This window comes from Haematobacter missouriensis, assembly GCF_000740775.1.
Taxonomy (GTDB): Bacteria; Pseudomonadota; Alphaproteobacteria; order Rhodobacterales; family Rhodobacteraceae; genus Haematobacter; species Haematobacter missouriensis.
On record NZ_JFGS01000003.1, the window covers coordinates 262,523 to 279,800 of the forward strand.

The 17,278-nt window shown below is 64.9% G+C and carries 12 protein-coding genes; 7 read left to right on the plus strand and 5 right to left on the minus strand.

What is annotated here, in order from left to right; all coding sequences use genetic code 11:
• The first annotated feature begins 3 nt into the window (after nucleotides 1-3).
• The gene (gene edd / locus CG51_RS05330) at nucleotides 4-1,812 is read left to right on the plus strand and encodes a phosphogluconate dehydratase (RefSeq protein ID WP_035742734.1); all 1,809 of its coding nucleotides are present in this window, start codon (nucleotides 4-6) and stop codon (nucleotides 1,810-1,812) included.
• A 22-nt stretch (nucleotides 1,813-1,834) separates the two neighbouring features.
• Here the strand turns inward: edd and dusA are convergent, their stop codons facing one another.
• Nucleotides 1,835-2,833 (minus strand): tRNA dihydrouridine(20/20a) synthase DusA, encoded by a 999-nt coding sequence (dusA, locus tag CG51_RS05335; protein ID WP_084695045.1) that lies wholly within the window; start codon nucleotides 2,831-2,833, stop codon nucleotides 1,835-1,837.
• A gap of 189 nt (nucleotides 2,834-3,022) precedes the next feature.
• Between dusA and CG51_RS05340 the strand changes: the two genes are divergently transcribed.
• Nucleotides 3,023-3,316 carry a hypothetical protein gene (locus tag CG51_RS05340; RefSeq protein WP_035742737.1) on the plus strand — a complete coding sequence of 98 codons (294 nt, stop codon included), beginning with the start codon at nucleotides 3,023-3,025 and terminating at the stop codon, nucleotides 3,314-3,316.
• 449 nt (nucleotides 3,317-3,765) lie between these two features.
• On the opposite strand, the gene ychF is transcribed toward CG51_RS05340, so the two are convergent.
• The gene (gene ychF / locus CG51_RS05345) at nucleotides 3,766-4,863 is read right to left on the minus strand and encodes a redox-regulated ATPase YchF (protein WP_035742742.1); all 1,098 of its coding nucleotides are present in this window, start codon (nucleotides 4,861-4,863) and stop codon (nucleotides 3,766-3,768) included.
• A 103-nt stretch (nucleotides 4,864-4,966) separates the two neighbouring features.
• Here ychF and CG51_RS05350 point away from each other — a divergent pair, with 103 nt between their 5' ends.
• Nucleotides 4,967-5,425, plus strand: coding sequence for a VOC family protein (locus tag CG51_RS05350; protein WP_051930066.1), 459 nt, complete (start codon nucleotides 4,967-4,969; stop codon nucleotides 5,423-5,425).
• Nucleotides 5,426-5,563: 138 nt separating this feature from the next.
• Nucleotides 5,564-6,355, plus strand: a complete 792-nt coding sequence (trpA, locus tag CG51_RS05355; RefSeq protein WP_035742967.1) for a tryptophan synthase subunit alpha — start codon at nucleotides 5,564-5,566, stop codon at nucleotides 6,353-6,355.
• A gap of 870 nt (nucleotides 6,356-7,225) precedes the next feature.
• On the opposite strand, the gene carB is transcribed toward trpA, so the two are convergent.
• The gene (carB, locus tag CG51_RS05360; RefSeq protein ID WP_035742745.1) at nucleotides 7,226-10,555 is read right to left on the minus strand and encodes a carbamoyl-phosphate synthase large subunit; all 3,330 of its coding nucleotides are present in this window, start codon (nucleotides 10,553-10,555) and stop codon (nucleotides 7,226-7,228) included.
• Between the two features lie 159 nt (nucleotides 10,556-10,714).
• On the opposite strand from carB, the gene CG51_RS05365 reads away from it, so the two are divergent.
• Complete coding sequence (locus tag CG51_RS05365) at nucleotides 10,715-11,380, plus strand: CPBP family intramembrane glutamic endopeptidase (protein WP_035742968.1); 666 nt, start codon at nucleotides 10,715-10,717, stop codon at nucleotides 11,378-11,380.
• Between the two features lie 40 nt (nucleotides 11,381-11,420).
• Here CG51_RS05365 and CG51_RS05370 read toward each other — a convergent pair whose 3' ends face one another.
• Nucleotides 11,421-12,665, minus strand: coding sequence for an SAM-dependent methyltransferase (locus tag CG51_RS05370; RefSeq protein WP_051930069.1), 1,245 nt, complete (start codon nucleotides 12,663-12,665; stop codon nucleotides 11,421-11,423).
• 147 nt (nucleotides 12,666-12,812) lie between these two features.
• Between CG51_RS05370 and aspS the strand changes: the two genes are divergently transcribed.
• Both aspS and CG51_RS05380 read left to right on the plus strand, forming a co-directional pair.
• On the plus strand, nucleotides 12,813-14,585 hold the full coding sequence (aspS, locus tag CG51_RS05375) for an aspartate--tRNA ligase (protein ID WP_035742748.1): 1,773 nt from the start codon (nucleotides 12,813-12,815) through the stop codon (nucleotides 14,583-14,585).
• On the plus strand, nucleotides 14,582-15,376 hold the full coding sequence (locus CG51_RS05380) for a BglII/BstYI family type II restriction endonuclease (RefSeq protein ID WP_233141161.1): 795 nt from the start codon (nucleotides 14,582-14,584) through the stop codon (nucleotides 15,374-15,376). Before aspS ends, CG51_RS05380 begins: the two co-directional genes overlap by 4 nt.
• 1,266 nt (nucleotides 15,377-16,642) lie before the next feature.
• Here CG51_RS05380 and CG51_RS05385 read toward each other — a convergent pair.
• Complete coding sequence (locus CG51_RS05385) at nucleotides 16,643-17,275, minus strand: MT-A70 family methyltransferase (RefSeq protein WP_035708349.1); 633 nt, start codon at nucleotides 17,273-17,275, stop codon at nucleotides 16,643-16,645.
• Nucleotides 17,276-17,278: the final 3 nt, after the last annotated feature.

The window sequence follows — 17,278 nt, forward strand, 5'->3', positions numbered from 1 at the left end:
GCCATGCCACTCGATGCGACACTTGCCGAGGTTACAGAACGCATCCGCAAGCGGAGCAGGGAGGCGCGTTCATCCTATCTAGAGCGTATCCAGCGGGCGCATGAGGCGGGCCCGGCGCGTGGGCATCTGGCCTGCGGCAATCAGGCCCACGCATATGCTGCTGCGACGCCGGGCGACAAGGCGGATCTTGCCGCCGACAAGGCGCCCAACATCGGCATTATCACCGCCTATAACGACATGCTCTCGTCCCATCAGCCCTACGAGCGTTTCCCGGAGCTGATCCGCGCCGCGGCTCGGCGCATCGGATCCACGGCGCAAGTCGCGGGTGGGGTGCCGGCCATGTGCGATGGGGTGACGCAGGGCCGCGCGGGGATGGAGCTTTCACTGTTTTCCCGCGACGTGATCGCGCTGTCGGCGGCGGTCGGCCTGTCACATGACACTTTCGATGCGGCGCTCTATCTTGGTGTGTGCGACAAGATCGTTCCCGGCCTGGTCATCGCGGCGGCAAGTTTTGGCCACATTCCTGCCGTGTTTCTGCCCTCCGGCCCGATGACGTCCGGCCTGCCCAATTCGGAGAAGGCCAAGGTGCGGGAGCTGTTCGCCGCCGGAAAGGTCGGGCGGGAGGAGCTGATGCGGGCAGAGATGGAAAGCTATCACGGCCCCGGAACCTGCACATTTTATGGCACGGCCAATTCCAACCAGATGCTGATGGAATTCATGGGCCTGCAGCTGCCCGGCTCCAGTTTCGTCAACCCGAACACGCCGCTTCGGGAAGCGCTCACCGTCGCGGGCGTGGAACGCGCGGCGGCGATTACCGCGCTTGGCAATGATTATACACCGGTCGCGGAAATTCTGGATGAGCGGACTTTTGTAAACGGTATCGTCGGCCTGATGGCGACGGGAGGGTCCACAAACCATGTCCTTCACCTTCCCGCAATGGCGCGGGCGGCAGGGGTCATTCTGGATTTGGAGGATTTCGACAGCCTCTCCGCCATCACGCCGCTGATGGCGCGCGTCTATCCGAACGGGCTGGCCGACGTGAACCACTTCCATGCGGCAGGTGGTCTGGGCTACATGATCGGCGAGCTGCTGGAGGCGGGTCTGCTGCATCCCGATACGCGGACGGTCGCGGGCGAAGGGCTTGGCCTCTACACGCAGGAACCCGTCCTGGAGGAGGGCAGTCTCGCCTGGCGGCAGGGATCGGGCGAATCTCTGAACCCGCAAATCCTGCGGAGCGCCACCGATCCCTTCCAGCAGCAAGGTGGCCTTCGGCAGTTGCACGGCAATCTGGGGCGCGGCGTTATCAAGGTTTCCGCCGTGGCGGAGGAGCGTCGCTTCATCGAGGCACCGGCCCGCGTCTTTGCCAATCAGGAGGATGTGAAGACAGCCTTCAAGGCGGGCGAGTTCACGGGTGACACGATCGTCGTCGTTCGGTTTCAGGGACCGCGCGCGAATGGCATGCCGGAGCTTCACAGCCTGACGCCGATCCTTGCCGTGTTGCAGGACAAGGGTCTGCGCGTGGCGCTGGTGACGGATGGCCGGATGTCGGGCGCATCGGGCAAGGTGCCCGCTGCGATCCATGTCAGCCCGGAAGCCGCCGAGGGAGGTCCGCTGGCGCGCATCCGGGATGGCGATGTGCTGCGGCTTGATGCGGTGGGGGGGACGCTGGAAAACCTGCATCCCGATTTTCTTTTGCGCGAGCCGGCGGTGGAGGATCTCTCTGCTCATCACTCCGGCATGGGACGGGAACTGTTCGATGCCTTCCGGCGAAACGTCGGTTCCTCCGTCCATGGTGCGGCGGTGGTGATCTGAGCAGAGCCGCGTGCGTGACGACTCAGGCGGCGGCGAGAATTTCTTCCAGCGCACGGTCCAGCGCATCGAGACCCGCATCGGGGCGGGAGCCGGCTTCAGACAGGCTCCGCCGCCAGGACCGCGCGCCGGGGCGCCCGGCGAACAGGCCGAGCATGTGCCGCGTAACGGCGCCCAGCCTGCCCCCGATGGCAAGGTGCCGCACGATATAGGGACGCATCGCCGCAACCACGGCCTCCGGACTCTGGTCGGGGGCGGCGCGCCCGAACATCAGCCGGTCGGCGGGGAGCAGGATTTCCCCCGGATCGTGATAGGCTGCGCGCCCGATCATCACCCCGTCCAGCCCCTGATCCAGCAACTCCCGCGCGGTGGTGAGGCTGCCGATTCCGCCATTGATGATGATGGCGAGGTCGGGGAAGGCCTGCTTCATCGACAGCACCAGCGGATAGTCGAGCGGCGGGATCTCCCGGTTCTCTTTGGGGCTCAGGCCCTTCAGCCATGCCTTCCGCGCGTGGACGATGACGCGGTGGATACCCGCGCCCTGCACCGTCTCCAGAAAGGCGGGAAGCACCTCCTGTGGCACCTGGTCATCGACGCCGATGCGGCATTTCACCGTCACCTCCGCGCCCGTGATTTCCGCCGCCTCGCGCATCGCGGCCAGACAGTCGCCGACCAGCGCAGGATCCCGCATCAGCACGGCCCCGAAGCAGCCCGATTGGACGCGGTCGGAGGGGCAGCCGACGTTCAGGTTGATCTCACGGTAGCCATGATCGGCGCAGATCCGCGCGGCTGTGGCCAGCTCCTCCGGCTCTGACCCGCCCAGCTGCACGGCGACGGGGTGCTCCGAGGGATCATGGTCCAGAAGGCGCAGCGCCCCGCCGCGCACCAGCGCCGCCGCTACGACCATCTCGGTGTAGAGCAGGGCATGGCGGCTCATCTGCCGGTGCAGGTAGCGGCAATGCCGGTCTGTCAGGTCGATCATCGGGGCCACCGACAGGCGGTAGGCGGGGGGCACGGCGTTCATGTGTCGTCCTTTCATCCCCGGCGATGTAGGACGCCGGTGCTCATGTCGAAAGACCGCGAAGCGCAGCGACATGCCATCATTCGGCGTTTTCCGCAACAGGGCGGAGTCCTGCCCGCGCTGCGTCCGCCCCTTGAGCCTTTGCGAAGATCGGCCCACAAGAGACGCTGGAGCACTGGAGGGGAGTATCCCATGCATCGCCTGATCATCGCCTTTGCCGCCGCCTGTCTACTCGGGTCGCCCGCCGTGGCCCGCATGTCCGGTTATTACGAAAGCGCGGCAGTCATCCACGCCATTCTCGGGAATGGACAGGTGGCGGACGGGCTGGGCCAGCAACCGATCGAGAGCATCACCCGCACGCGGGAGGGCTATTCGGTGCAGAGCAAGAATTGTTCCGTCGGCGTGGTGGTGGTGACGCGCAGGGCCGACCGTCCCGGACCCGAAGACTTCTCCCTGCGCGTTCAGCGCGGACGCTGCCGCAGGTAAGCGCAAAGGCCGCCCGTCAGCAGGGGCCGTTTCTCTCCGTCGCGATGGTTGCTCCTTCCGCAGGAGCGACGGTCGTGCCGCGCTCCCGCGGTGGAATATGCGGACGGGGCCATAGCCGGCAGGAGGCGCGGGGGTGAAAGCGCGTCGGCTCCGAAACTGCGTCCGGGTCTTTCGCAAGGCCGGGGCGCAGCGGAATGTCAGGGTCGAATTGCGGGGTCGTTTGTCGAGGCGGCTCCGCCAGAAAGCGCTCTCCTCAGAAAAGCCGTTCCCCGAAAGCGCGCTGCGGCGAAAGGCCCCCTTTGAGGGAAAGCGAAGCTGGTCTTTCGAACAGGCTCTGGTCAGCGGCCTCAAGAGCCACGCCGTCCCGGGTTTTCACACCGACGGGTGGGCGCGGCGACGGGAAGTGCAGCCCCTTCACCGCCTCTATGCATCGCTTCGGTGCGGTGATGTCAGGCGTTGAACAGGAAGTGGAGCACGTCGCCGTCCTGCACCTCGTAGGTCTTGCCCTCTACGCGGAACTTTCCGTTCTCGCGTGCGCCTGCCTCGCCATTGCCCGCGACATAATCGTCGTAACCCACGGTTTCCGCGCGGATGAAGCCCTTTTCGAAATCACCATGGATGACGCCCGCTGCCTGTGGCGCGAGCATCCCTTGGGTGATCGTCCAGGCGCGGGCTTCCTTTGGGCCGACAGTGAAATAGGTGCGCAGACCCAGAAGATCGTAGGCAGCGCGGATCAGACGGTCCAGTCCCGGCTCCTCCAACCCCAGTTCGGAGAGGAACATCTCCGCCTCCTCCGGGTCGAGTTGGCTGATCTCCTCCTCGATCCGGGCGGAGATGACGACGGTCGCGGCCCCTTCGGCCCGCGCCTTTTCCGCCACTTTCTCCGTCAGCGCATTGCCGGTCGCGGCCTCGGATTCCGCCACGTTGCAGACGTAGAGCACGGGTTTCGCGGTCAGAAGCTGGAGCTGATTCCAGAGCCTGCGATCCTCCTCCGACACGGAAACGGTCCGCGCCGGCTGGCCCGCGTTCAGCACGTCGAGCGCCACGCGCAGCAGGCGGTCCTGATCCTTGGCCTCCTTGTCCCCGCCCTTCAGCTTGCGCTGAAGGTTGGCGAGGCGGCGCTCGATCGATTCCATGTCGGCGATCATCAGTTCCGTCTCGATCGTCTCCGCATCGGCGACCGGATCGACGCGCCCCTCCACATGGGTGATGTCGCCATCCTCGAAACAGCGGAGCACATGGGCGATGGCGTCCACTTCGCGGATGTTGGCAAGAAACTGGTTGCCCAGGCCCTCGCCCTTGGACGCCCCGCGCACGAGGCCCGCGATATCGACGAAGGTGATCCGCGTCGGGATGATCTGTTTCGATCCCGCGATGGCGGCAAGCCGGTCCAGCCGCTTGTCCGGCACGGCGACCTCACCCACGTTCGGCTCGATGGTGCAGAAGGGGAAGTTGGCCGCCTGCGCCGCGGCGGTGCGGGTAAGCGCATTGAACAGGGTGGACTTGCCGACATTCGGCAGCCCGACGATACCCATCCTGAAGCCCATGGCTCTGCCCTCCTGGCCCGAAATTCCGCTGTGCTGTGTCCGCGTCTCTCTAGGGGGGCGGCGCACTCTCTGCAAGTATTGTCCGCCCGGCACGGGGCGCTAGATGCGGCGAGAGAAGGTCGAAGGGCAGCAGAAGGGCGCAGGCGGCATGGGTTTCGTTCCCTACCTCTACTTTCAGGGCAACTGCGCCGAGGCGCTCGACTGGTATGCGGGCATCTTCGGCGGCACCGTTTCGCTGCTGCGTTACAAGGACGCGCCGGACCTGCCGCCGGAGATGGCCGGGTCCGAACTCGTGGTGAACGGGGTGCTGGACGTGGACGGCGCGGTGCTCATGGCGTCCGATTTCCCGCCGGGCATGGACGGGCGGCCGCAGACCGCCGTCTCCGTCAGCTATGCCGCCGCCACCGATGCGGAGGGGGAAGCGCTTTTCGAGCGTCTGTCGGAGGGGGGGGCGCTGGTTTTTCGCTGGAACACGACCTATTGGGCAAGGGGCGCGGTCGGCATGGTGCGGGACCGGTTCGGCACCCATTGGGTGATCTCCGGTCCGCTGCGGCCCTTCTAGCCCCACCCTCGGCCTGCCGCCTTCGATTCCCCTGTCTTCGATTCCCCCTGCGGCCCCGTCGACCATGCGATATGGCGAAGCGTGCTTGCCTTCGCGGCCTGCTTCCGGCACATCGGAACGGACCAGCCGGAGGAAACGATGAGCCGCATCGACGCGAAATTCGCCGCCCTGAAAGCAGAGGGTCGCAAGGCCTTCGTCTCCTACATCATGGCGGGCGACCCGGATGTGGACACCTCTCTCGAGGTCATGAAAGGCCTTCCCGCCGCGGGGGTGGATGTGATCGAACTGGGGCACCCCTTCACCGATCCGATGGCCGACGGGCCTACGATCCAGCGCGCCGGCCAGAGGGCGCTGGAGGGCGGGCAGACGCTTGACCGGACGCTCCACATGGTGCGGGAATTCCGCAAGGGCGACGACATCACCCCGATCGTGATGATGGGCTATTACAACCCCATCTATTCCCGCGGTGTCGCGCGTTTTCTGACCGAGGCGAAGGAAGCGGGCATCGACGGGCTGATCGTCGTGGATCTGCCGCCGGAGGAGGATGCGGAGCTTTGCCTGCCCGCGCAGGCGCAGGGCATCAACTTTATCCGTCTCGCCACACCGACAACGGACGAGGCGCGGCTGGGCACGGTGCTGCAGAACACCTCGGGTTTCGTCTATTACGTTTCCGTCACCGGGATCACCGGCGCGCAGGCCGCGCAGGCCGCCTCCGTCGCGCCGGAAGTCGCGCGGATCAAGGCGGCGACGGATCTGCCGGTGATCGTCGGTTTCGGCATCACCACGCCCGAAGCGGCGCGGGACATCGCCTCTGTGGCCGATGGCGCGGTCGTCGGCTCCGCCATCGTCAACCTGATCGGTCAGGGAAAGCCGGTGGAGGAAGTCCTGGCCCAGGTTTCAAAACTCTCTGCTGGCGCCCACGCTGCATGAACGGTCGTGCTGTCTAGCCGGGCGCGGCGATCATCGCACGGGCGTCGGTTGATCACGGGCGGGTGCTGGGCACGCGGCGCTTGATCGAGGGGTGCCCGGTTTGAGGTAGCGACGGGCGCGTGAGCCCGGTGCAAAGCGCCCGCCGCCCGCCGCCCGCCGCCCACCGTGCTGTCCATCGGAAGCTGAGGATCCGGGTGGCGCTACAAGGACTGCCGCCGGCCCCTAGGAGCGTCGCCGCCCTGCCTCCACAAAGAGTTCGGCGCCTGCCCGGGGTGGTCGGTATCCTTCCGCACGCCCGGTTCCGAATTCCCCGGCTTGTGCCGCCGACGCCTGCAGAGCAGGACGGCGATTTTTGCCAGGATTTGACGGACATGCCGGTCCTTGCGGGGGGCGGGTTTTGCTCGCTCGCAGTGCTGCTGATATATCTCCTCCCACCGGGCTTCGCCCTGCCGCCACAGGCGGTTAGCTGCCTGCCAGAAGGAAGGGGCAGGTCGCTATCCTCCCGCACGCCCGGCTCCGAAATCCCCGACCTGCTCCACGGACGCCTCCAAGGCGGAACGGCCATTTCCGCCGGGCGTCGGCAGAAACGCCCGAACCTTGCTGTCGAGGGAGAGCAGTCGCGGCTCTGCCGAGCTATTGTTTTTGAAGCGTTGACGGGGTTGTTCAGCCGAAACGGCGCAAAGGGGCGCAAGCCCCCTGCAGTGCGGAACTGGAATCGCGCTATTCCCTTGACGGCAGAGCAGCCACCCTCTCGCCGTCGATGCCACTGCCCCTTCGGGCGGCAGGGGCGGTCTGCCTTTCAGGCGCTGTGGCAACGCGTTACTTCACCCGACGCCATTAAAAAACCCCGCCGAGGCGGGGTTTTCCGGGTCATTGGAGCGAGCGGACCGTCAACTCTCCCTGCAGGCGGGATTTCATCGCGGACACGGCGGCGATGGCACCGGCGGCAGTGGTGAAATAGGGGATCTTGTCGTAAAGCGCGACCCGGCGGATGTCGCGGCTATCGGCAATGGATTGTGCCCCTTCCGTCGTATTGAAGACCAGCGCGATACGCCCGTTCTTCAGGTCGTCGGCGATGTTCGGGCGGCCCTCGTAGACTTTGCGGGCCAGTTCCGACACGACGCCGTGCGTCTCCAGAAACGCGCGCGTGCCGCCCGTCGCCACCAGCGTGAAGCCGAGTGCGGCAAGATCGCGCGCCGCTTCCGCCATTTCCGCCGTCTTGTCGGCATCCTTGATGGAGATGAACACGCGCCCCTCTGTCGGCAGCACCGTGCCCGCACCGAGCTGCGCCTTCAGGAAGGCGCGGGGGAAATCGCGGTCCCAGCCCATCACCTCGCCGGTGGAGCGCATCTCGGGGCCAAGCAGCGTATCCACGCCGGGGAAGCGGGCGAAGGGCAGCACCACCTCCTTGACGGAGAACCATGGCGTCAGCGGATCGGCCAGCGTCATTGGGTCTGCGAGCGGCAGCGGATCGTCCGGCCCCACACCCTCGGGGTAGGCCGCGCGCATCGGGAAGGCGGCGAGCTTCTCCCCCGCCATGATCCGCGCGGCGATGGAGGCGATGGCCGAATCGGTGGCCTTGGCCACGAAGGGCACGGTCCGGGAGGCGCGCGGGTTCACCTCCAGCACATAGATCTCGCCATCCTTGATGGCGAACTGCACGTTCATCAGCCCGACGACGTTCAACCCCTTCGCCATCATCACCGTCTGCTGCTTCAGCGCCGCCACCGTCTCCGCATCCAGCGAATAGGGCGGGAGCGAGCAGGCGGAATCGCCCGAGTGGACGCCCGCTTCCTCGATATGCTGCATGATACCGCAGACATGGACATCCGTCCCGTCGCAGAGCGCATCGACATCCACCTCGATCGCGCCGGAGAGATAACTGTCCAGCAACACAGGGTTCCTGCCCGACACCTGCACCGCTTCGCGGATGTAACGGTCGAGATGAGCGTCGTCGCGCACGATCTCCATCGCGCGGCCGCCCAGCACGTAGGAGGGGCGGATCACCAGCGGGTAGCCCACGCGATGCGCGATCTCGAACGCCTGTTCCCGGCTGGACGCGATGCCGTTAACCGGCTGCCGGAGGCCGAGCTGGTTCAGGAGCTTCTGGAACCGCTCCCTGTCTTCGGCAAGGTCGATGGCGTCCGGCGTGGTGCCGAGGATCGGGATGCCTTCTTCATAGAGCGCGTTGGCGAGTTTGAGCGGGGTCTGCCCGCCGAACTGCACGATCACCCCATGCAGCGTGCCGTTTTCCTGCTCCACCCGCAGGATTTCCAGCACATGTTCCAGCGTCAGCGGCTCGAAATACAGCCGGTCGGAGGTGTCATAGTCGGTGGAGACCGTCTCCGGGTTGCAGTTGACCATGATGGTCTCGTACCCGGCCTTCGTCAGCGCGAAACAGGCATGGCAGCAGCAGTAGTCGAATTCGATGCCCTGGCCGATCCGGTTCGGGCCGCCGCCGAGGATCACCACTTTTTTCCGGTCGGAGGGACGGGCCTCATCCTCCACCTCGCCCATCACGGGCATCTCGTAGGTGGAATACATGTAGGGGGTCTGGGCCTCGAACTCGGCGCCGCAGGTGTCGATGCGCTTGAACACCGGCATGATGCCGAGGGTGCGGCGCGCCTTGCGGACCTCGCTCTCCATCTTGCCAGTCAGCCGGGCGAGGCGCGCATCCGTGAAGCCGAGCATCTTCGCACGCCGCATCGCCGCCTCCGTCGCCGGCAGGCCGGAGGCGAGGATTTCGCCCTCCGCCTCGACGATCTCCCGGATCCGGGCCAGGAACCACGGATCGAAGGCGGTGGCGTCCTGAATCTCGCCGTCCGAAAGCCCGTGGCGCATGGCCTGCGCGATGAGGCGGAGCCGGTCGGGCGTGCGGGCGGAGATCGCCTTGATGATCGCGGCCTTCTCGGGCGCGTCGGGGATCGTGATCTCGTCGAAACCGGTGAGGCCGGTTTCCATGGAGGCGAGCGCCTTCTGCAGCGATTCGTGGATCGTCCGGCCGATGGCCATGACTTCCCCCACCGACTTCATCGCGGTGGTCAACTCGGGTGTTGAGCCGGGAAACTTCTCGAAGGCGAAGCGCGGGATCTTGGTAACGACATAGTCGATGGTCGGCTCGAAGGAGGCGGGCGTGACCTTGGTGATGTCGTTGTCCAGCTCGTCCAGCGTATAACCGACCGCCAGTTTCGCCGCGATCTTGGCGATGGGGAAGCCCGTGGCCTTCGACGCCAGCGCCGAGGACCGCGACACCCGCGGGTTCATCTCGATCACCACCATCCGTCCGTCGGCGGGGTTGATCGCCCATTGCACGTTGGAACCGCCGGTTTCCACTCCGATCTCGCGCAGAACAGCGATCGAGCCGTTGCGCATGATCTGGTATTCCTTGTCGGTCAGCGTGAGGGCCGGGGCGACGGTGACCGAATCGCCGGTGTGGACGCCCATCGGGTCGATGTTCTCGATGGAGCAGACGATGATCGCGTTGTCCGCCTTGTCGCGGACCACCTCCATCTCATACTCCTTCCAGCCCAGCAGGCTCTCATCGACCAGCACCTGCGCGACCGGCGAGGCTTCCAGGCCGGAGCGCACGATGGCCTCGTAATCGTCACGGTTGTAGGCCACGCCGCCGCCCGTGCCGCCCAGGGTGAAGGCGGGCCGGATGATCGCGGGCAGGCCGATGTGCTCCAGATCGTCAAGCGCCTGCCGCACGCCGGTGTTGATGTCATATCTGCCGTTCGGAAGCTTGGGTGCGGCAACGATCGTGGCCTTGGGATTCTCCAACCCGATCCTGTCCATCGCCTCGCGGAAGAGCTTGCGATCTTCTGCCATTTCAATGGCTTCGCGGTTCGCGCCGATCAGCTCGACGTTGAATTTCTCCAGCACGCCCATGTCGGCCAGCGCCAGCGCGGTGTTCAGGCCGGTCTGTCCGCCCATGGTGGGCAGCAGCGCGTCGGGGCGTTCCTTCTCGATGATGCGGGCGACGACCTCGGGCGTGATCGGCTCGATATAGGTGGCGTCGGCCATCTCCGGGTCGGTCATGATCGTGGCGGGGTTGGAGTTGACCAGGATGACCCGGTAACCTTCCTCGCGCAGTGCCTTGCATGCCTGAACGCCCGAGTAATCGAACTCGCAGGCCTGACCGATGATGATGGGGCCTGCCCCGATGATCATGATCGACTGGATGTCGGTTCTTTTCGGCATGATCGGGACCCCACGGCTGCGCAAATTGTCGGCGTTATAGTCGGCGCCGGACCGGGCGCAACCCCTTGCGCGACAGGGCTGGCGCGAAGCGGGTCAAAGCGGTCATGGAACTGAAATGCTCCGCGGGTGATGGAGAAGGGAGCAAAACAGGACCACGCCATGTCCGACCCCCAGTTCCACACTGCCGAAGCGAGGCCGCTCCGGGCCCTCCGGGCGGAGTTTCTGTGCCTCTATCTGGCGACTCCGCTGGTTTTTGCGCTGGCCGTGACCCCACGACTGCTCTTTCCCATGTTGTTCGCCATGATGATCGGCGGCGTCGCGCTTCTGCATGTTACGCCGGGATTCCGGTGGCGGGAACTTCTGCGGGGTCCGGTGGATCTGCGGCTGGTCGCGGTCTTTCTTCTGCTGGCGGCGCTGGTACTGACGGCATTCGTGTTCTGGCTGACGCCGGGAAGTTTCCTGCAGCTTCCACGTCGCCAGCCCGGCCTGATGCTGGCAATCGCCATCTTCTATCCACTGTTCTCGGCGCTGCCGCAGGAGGTGCTGTTCCGCGCACTCTACTTTCGCCGCTACCGGTCGCTGCTTCCGCGAGGCATAAGGGGAATGCTCCTCAATGCGGCGGTCTTTGCCTGGGCGCACCTGCTTTACTGGAATTGGGTCGCGGTTGCGGTGACGTTTCTTGGCGGTCTTGCCTTTGCCTACGGCTACAAGCGCGGCGGGGGATTCGGTACGGCGGTACTCATGCACGCCGCGGCCGGGCTGTTGTTGTTTGCACTCGGACTCGGGCGGTATTTCTATTCGGGCGCGGTGATACGTCCGTTCTGAAATCAAGACGGCGCTTTCCAGTAAGGCCCATGCCTTCCGATCAAGGCCCGTGCTGTTCCGCCGGCGGATTGCGAACGGGCAGCGCAGGGGCATTCGCGCCGTAAAGGTAATCCCGCGTCACGGGGACGGCTTCCTGACGGCGGGCGATCTGGAACTGGAAGACGCACTGGTGATTATAGCGGAATGTCAGTTCAGAGCCGATCAGGTAGAAGCGCCACATCCGGCAGAACCGTTCGTCATAGATTTCCCGCACCCTGTCCATGTTGACCAGAAAGCGTTCGTGCCAATGACGCAGCGTCTCTGCATAGTGCAGGCGCCAGACCTCGACATCCGTGGGGTAGAGGTTCTCCTTCTCCACCGCCGCCATGGTTTCCGACATGGCCGGGATGGAACCGCCCGGGAAGATGTATTTCGTCACCCAGCGGCTCGTCGTGCCTGGCGGGTCTGTGCGGCCGATCGTGTGGATCAGCGCCACTCCGTCCTCCGTGAGGAAATTGTGCACATGCCGGAAATATTCGCGGTAGTGCGGCAGCCCGACATGTTCAAACATGCCGACGGAGACCACCCGCTCGAATTTCTCGGCCACGTTGCGGTAGTCGGTCAGCCGGAACTCCACCTGACCCTCCAGCCCCGCCGCGCGGGCCCGTTCCGTTGCGACCTTGTGCTGCTCCTGCGAGAGCGTGACACCCACGACGCGCGCGCCATAATCCCGTGCCAGGGTCAGCGCCATCCCGCCCCAGCCGCAGCCGATATCCAGCACCCGCATGCCGGGCCGGAGCAGCAGCTTACGGGCGATATGGGCCTTCTTCTGGACCTGCGCCTGTTCCAGCGTATCGTCCAGCGAGCGGAAGTAGGCGCAGGAATACTGGCGGTCGGCATCGAGAAACAGCGAGTAAAGCTCCTCCGACAGATCGTAGTGATGCGCCACGTTCGCCTGCGCCCGCCCTATCGGGTTGAATGTCTCCACTCGGCGGAGCAGGCGGCGGAAGCGATCCATCAGGGAATACTGCCTGTGCGCAATTGCCGCATTGCGAATCCCCAGTGTGAGGAAGCCATATAGGTCGTCGTCATCTATGGTGAGGCGACCGTCCATATACGCCTCGCCGATGGCGAGATCGAAGGACGACAGGATCTTGCGCGGCAGCGCGGGGTCGGTAAGGCGGATTGTGACGGGGGTTCCAGTGCCGTCGCCATAGCGGTTTACGCTGCCATCCGGCATATGGATGATCGCAGTGCCCTCTTTCATGAGGGATCGGATCATCCGGTCGAGAAGCCTGTTCCACATCGTGTCACCCTCTTCACGTATAATCAGAACTACGTTACGCCCCGTTTTTCCGTTCTGTCCAGATAAGGTGGCGCGGCGTCACTTGACTTCGAGGGCCGCTCGGGGTGTATCGACGCCACTTTCCGAACGCCTCCGAAGGGGATCGTCATGCACGTCTATCGCAGCCATACCTGCGGCCAGCTGACCCGCGCCGATGCGGGAGCCGAGGTCCGTCTCTCCGGTTGGGTGCACCGGGTGCGCGATCACGGCGGGGTTCTGTTCATCGACCTGCGGGATCACTACGGCATCACCCAGGTGATCGCCGATGGCGACAGCCCCGCCTTCGCCGCGCTGGAAAAGGTCCGTGCGGAATATGTGATCCGCATCGACGGGCGCGTGAAGGAGCGGGACGCGAGCCTCGTGAACCCCAAGATCCCGACGGGCGAGATCGAGGTCTATGCCATCGACATGGAAGTGCTCGGCCCGTCGGACGAACTGCCGCTGCCGGTCTTCGGTGAGCAGGACTACCCCGAGGAGACCCGCCTCACCTACCGCTTCCTCGACCTGCGGCGCGAGGGGCTCCACGCCAACATGATGTTGCGCTCCAACGTGGTGCGATGGATCCGGCAGAAGATGTGGGCGCAGGGCTTCAACGAGTTCCAGACGCCGATCATCACCGCGTCCAGCCCGGAGGGCGCGCGCGACTTTCTCGTGCCGTCGCGGCTGCATCCGGGCAAGTTCTATGCGCTGCCCCAGGCACCGCAGCAGTTCAAGCAGCTCATCATGGTGGCGGGCTTCGACCGCTACTTCCAGATCGCACCCTGCTTCCGCGATGAGGATCCGCGCGCCGATCGCAGCCCGACCGACTTCTACCAGCTCGACATGGAAATGTCCTTCGTGGAGCAGGAGGACGTGTTCGCCGCCGTGCAACCGGTCATCCAGGGGCTGTTCGAGGAATTCGGCAACGGGCGTCACGTGTCCGGCGACTGGCCGCGCATCGCCTATCGCGACGCGCTGCTGTGGTATGGGTCTGACAAGCCGGACCTGCGCAACCCGATCCGGATGGAGATCGTCTCCGAGCATTTCGCCGGTTCCGGCTTCGGCATCTTCGCCAAGCTGCTGGAGAACGAGGGGACGCAGATCCGCGCGATTCCAGCCCCGACGGGCGGTAGCCGCGCCTTCTGCGACCGGATGAACGCCTTCGTGCAGAAAGAAGGTCTGCCCGGCATGGGCTATATCTTCTGGCGTGAAGAGGGCGAGGCCATCGTGGGCGCCGGTCCCATCGCCAAGAACATCGGGCCGGAGCGGACGGAAGCCATCCGCCTGCAACTCGGCCTGAAGGCGGGCGATGCGGCCTTCTTCCTCGGCGGCAAGCCGGACGCGTTCGAGGCCGTCGCCGGCAAGGCCCGCAACGAGATCGGGCGCGAGCTGGGGCTGACCCGGACCGACCGGTTCGAATTCGCCTGGATCGTGGATTTCCCGATGTACGAGAAAACGGATGAGGGCGGGATCGACTTCTCCCACAACCCGTTCTCCATGCCGCAGGGCGGGATGGAGGCGCTTCAGGGCGATCCGCTGGCCGTCCACGCCTATCAGTATGACCTTGCCTGCAACGGCTATGAACTCATCTCCGGCGGCATCCGCAATCACGAGCCGGAGATCATGTTCAAGGCCTTCGAGATCGCGGGCTACGGCCGGGACGAAGTGGAGAAGCGCTTCGGTGGCATGGTCAAGGCGTTCCACTACGGCGCTCCGCCCCACGGCGGCTGTGCAGCGGGGATCGACCGGATCGTGATGCTTCTGGCGGATGAGCAGAACATCCGCGAGGTCATCATGTTCCCGATGAACCAGCGGGCCGAGGATCTGATGATGAATGCGCCCTCGGACCCGACACCGACCCAGCTCCGGGAGCTGCGTCTCAGGGTGGTGCCCAAGGAGTGAGTATCGCCGCCCTCCGCAAGGCGGGCTTCGATGTGATGGCCCGCAACCACGCCGAAGCGATCCTCGGCGTGGATTTCCCCAGAGAGACCTCCGAGCTCATCGAAGCGCTGCTGAACGTCCGGCTCGATCCCGGCGAACTGATCGCCAGCGGCGGGGGGGAGGCGCCCTCCACCCAACGGATGCGGCGGCATCTGGACGAATGCGGTTGGCGCAAGCACAACTTCCGTATCCAGACGACGCTGGATGGCAAGCCGCTGGGCGACGGGACGAGCCATGAGATAGACCACGTGCGCCTCGCCGGGGCCGGTACGCTGGCGCTTGAGATCGAGTGGAACAACAAGGATCCGTTCTTCGACCGTGATCTGGAGAACTTTCACCGGCTGCATGCCCAATCGGTCATATCCGTAGGCATCATCGTGACGCGGGGGCGCAGCCTGCAGGCCGCGTTGCCGGGTATCGTGCGCAGCTATCTCGCCGCCAACCGTATCGAGGATCCGGCGGCGCTGGTTGAGCACGGCATGAAACGGCGGACGGACCGGCAGAGCGCGCTCGTCGCGCGGGCCGTTCGGGCGGGAACCCCTTTTGGCGAGGCCTTCGCGCGGATCTTCGTGGCCGACAAATACGGGCCCGCGACGACGCATTGGTCCAAGCTATCCGACCGCGTGGCGCGTGGCGTGGGCAATCCCTGTCCGCTGCTGCTGATCGGCCTGCCCGCAAGCGTGGTGCGCCCCGTTACCACCCAGAAAGCCGACAGCCGCGAGGCGCTGCTGCAACAGGGCCTGGACCTTTAGCAGAGGGCCGGAGGTTCTGTCAAAAGGCAGAAGTCTTCCCGACATGGTCGCAGGTTGCTCCGGGAACGGCAGGCTTTGGCTCTCGGCCGGCGCGGTTTCCGATCTTCAACCTGGGCCCAGGGGGCGGTTTTCTCTGCCACCCCGCCAGGTCCGTGCCGACCGGTCTGAAGGGGCACGGTTCTGGGCGATCACGCCCTGGGCGGGGCCGGTCGCCCGGAGAGTGAGCGCACGAATCGCATGGCGGTATCCTTGACGGTGACCCCTGCACTGTGCTCCCTTATGGGGATGGCATTCCCACGGCGAGGGATCAATGCTCCCGCTCGCCGGACAGAAGGTACCCGGCGGAGTTACATTTCTGACCCCTATAGCGGCTGCCGCACGGCGTGGAGGCGATCGGCAGCCCGAGAGGTTGAAAAACCATGAGAGCGATGCTGTCCCACCCGGAATGTGCTCCGCCGCAGCGTTGCCAATAGGCCGCCGAAAAAGTCCCGAAATCATTCCGATGCCGCGCGAATCGAGGTAGTTGGTCGGCCCGAACGTGGGGATTTGAGGGTGGATTTCGTCGAGCACAGACGTTTCCGCTCGCCCGCAAGCCTAACAGGCTGCTGAAAAGCATTCCGCAGTTGCGGTAGGGCGGAGGTCCTTCCAGCACGGTTTAAGAGCGCTTCGAAAACCGCAAGTATTAGCTCGTGACCGAACCGATTTTCTGGCTTCCGAGGCAAGTCCCGATAAACGCCAGACTTTTCAGCAGTCTGCCAGGAGTGATGAGGACACCTTTGGCGAGGGCCTGATCGTCCCCTTCTCGCAGCGCCTCAGGTTCAGTCTCCGGCATAGCTCCCGCAGTTGATGCTCGGATTACCGACTGCAAGTGCTGGGCTGCTCATCAACCGGCGTCGGTGCTCGTGGAGTCTTGCCGTTCGAGATGCGACGCTTGTATCGCGATGAAAAGACATCGGGGAGACAATCGAGAGGGAAGGTTGAGCGGCGCTCGACCGAAGGTCATGTCGTGTCACCTTCGGTTCGGCTCTGGGCGTTGACGGGCATGTCCCCGTCGTGCCGAAGCGGCCTTCCACTCTGCAGGCTCCCGGTGTGACGGCGGGATGACCTCTGCGGAATCGGCGGATCCGGTTGCCCGCTGCGGACCGTACCTGCCCGTCGATCGGTCTCTATCCCGAAAATACGCACGTCCCTGCAGTAGGGACGTGCAGTCTGGACACGCCCGGCGATTGCCTGCTGATGCATCGCGGAAGGTTCAGAGGCGTGAGGTCACTCCGCTGCGAGGGAGGAGTTATAGGCGTAGGTTGCCCAGTCCGGCTTGTAATCCTCCGTAGCCTGATTGCCCCAGACCGTCCAGCCAGGCCGCACACCCCGCCCGAAAAGCTCCAGATAGGGACCCCAGGAGCAGTTCTCGATCAGCTCATATTGCTCATCGGGTTTACGCGAGTGCTCACGCTTGCGCGTGGAAAGGAAGTTGACCTGCCGTCGCCCGGCGGCGAGGGTGCGGGCATTCTTGCCACGCGTACCGAACAGGATCACTTCTGTTACGTTGCGGAAGTAAAAACCTACACCCCGTCCGTCGGAACCGCCATCCTTCCGCTCCTTGTGCCAGATGAGGTTCGATTTGTATTCGAAACCCCAAGCCTGAAGTACCTGAAGCCCGTCGGGGAGCAGAGCATTGGGCACCCAGAGATAGCAATGCGCGCGGTCTTCGAGGTGGTCGGCCACCGGAAGGGCGCAAATATCCTCAAGCGTCAGGGTAGGGTAGCGGGAAAGGCGCCGATGTTCCGGCGCTACCTTTCCGGTACGGTTGGCAAAACGCCAAGGTGGATCGGCCAGAACGCAGGAAAAGCGTTGCTCGCCAAGGAAGTTCCGAAGGTCTTGTGAGGGATCGCGCGACATGTC

Coding starts and splice junctions, on each gene's coding strand:
- edd (WP_035742734.1), top strand. CDS start 4: ATGCCACTCGATGCGACACTTGCCGAGGTTACAGAACGCATCCGCAAG.
- dusA (WP_084695045.1), bottom strand. CDS start 2,833: ATGAACGCCGTGCCCCCCGCCTACCGCCTGTCGGTGGCCCCGATGATC.
- CG51_RS05340 (WP_035742737.1), top strand. CDS start 3,023: ATGCATCGCCTGATCATCGCCTTTGCCGCCGCCTGTCTACTCGGGTCG.
- ychF (WP_035742742.1), bottom strand. CDS start 4,863: ATGGGCTTCAGGATGGGTATCGTCGGGCTGCCGAATGTCGGCAAGTCC.
- CG51_RS05350 (WP_051930066.1), top strand. CDS start 4,967: ATGCGGCGAGAGAAGGTCGAAGGGCAGCAGAAGGGCGCAGGCGGCATG.
- trpA (WP_035742967.1), top strand. CDS start 5,564: ATGAGCCGCATCGACGCGAAATTCGCCGCCCTGAAAGCAGAGGGTCGC.
- carB (WP_035742745.1), bottom strand. CDS start 10,555: ATGCCGAAAAGAACCGACATCCAGTCGATCATGATCATCGGGGCAGGC.
- CG51_RS05365 (WP_035742968.1), top strand. CDS start 10,715: ATGTCCGACCCCCAGTTCCACACTGCCGAAGCGAGGCCGCTCCGGGCC.
- CG51_RS05370 (WP_051930069.1), bottom strand. CDS start 12,665: ATGTGGAACAGGCTTCTCGACCGGATGATCCGATCCCTCATGAAAGAG.
- aspS (WP_035742748.1), top strand. CDS start 12,813: ATGCACGTCTATCGCAGCCATACCTGCGGCCAGCTGACCCGCGCCGAT.
- CG51_RS05385 (WP_035708349.1), bottom strand. CDS start 17,275: ATGTCGCGCGATCCCTCACAAGACCTTCGGAACTTCCTTGGCGAGCAA.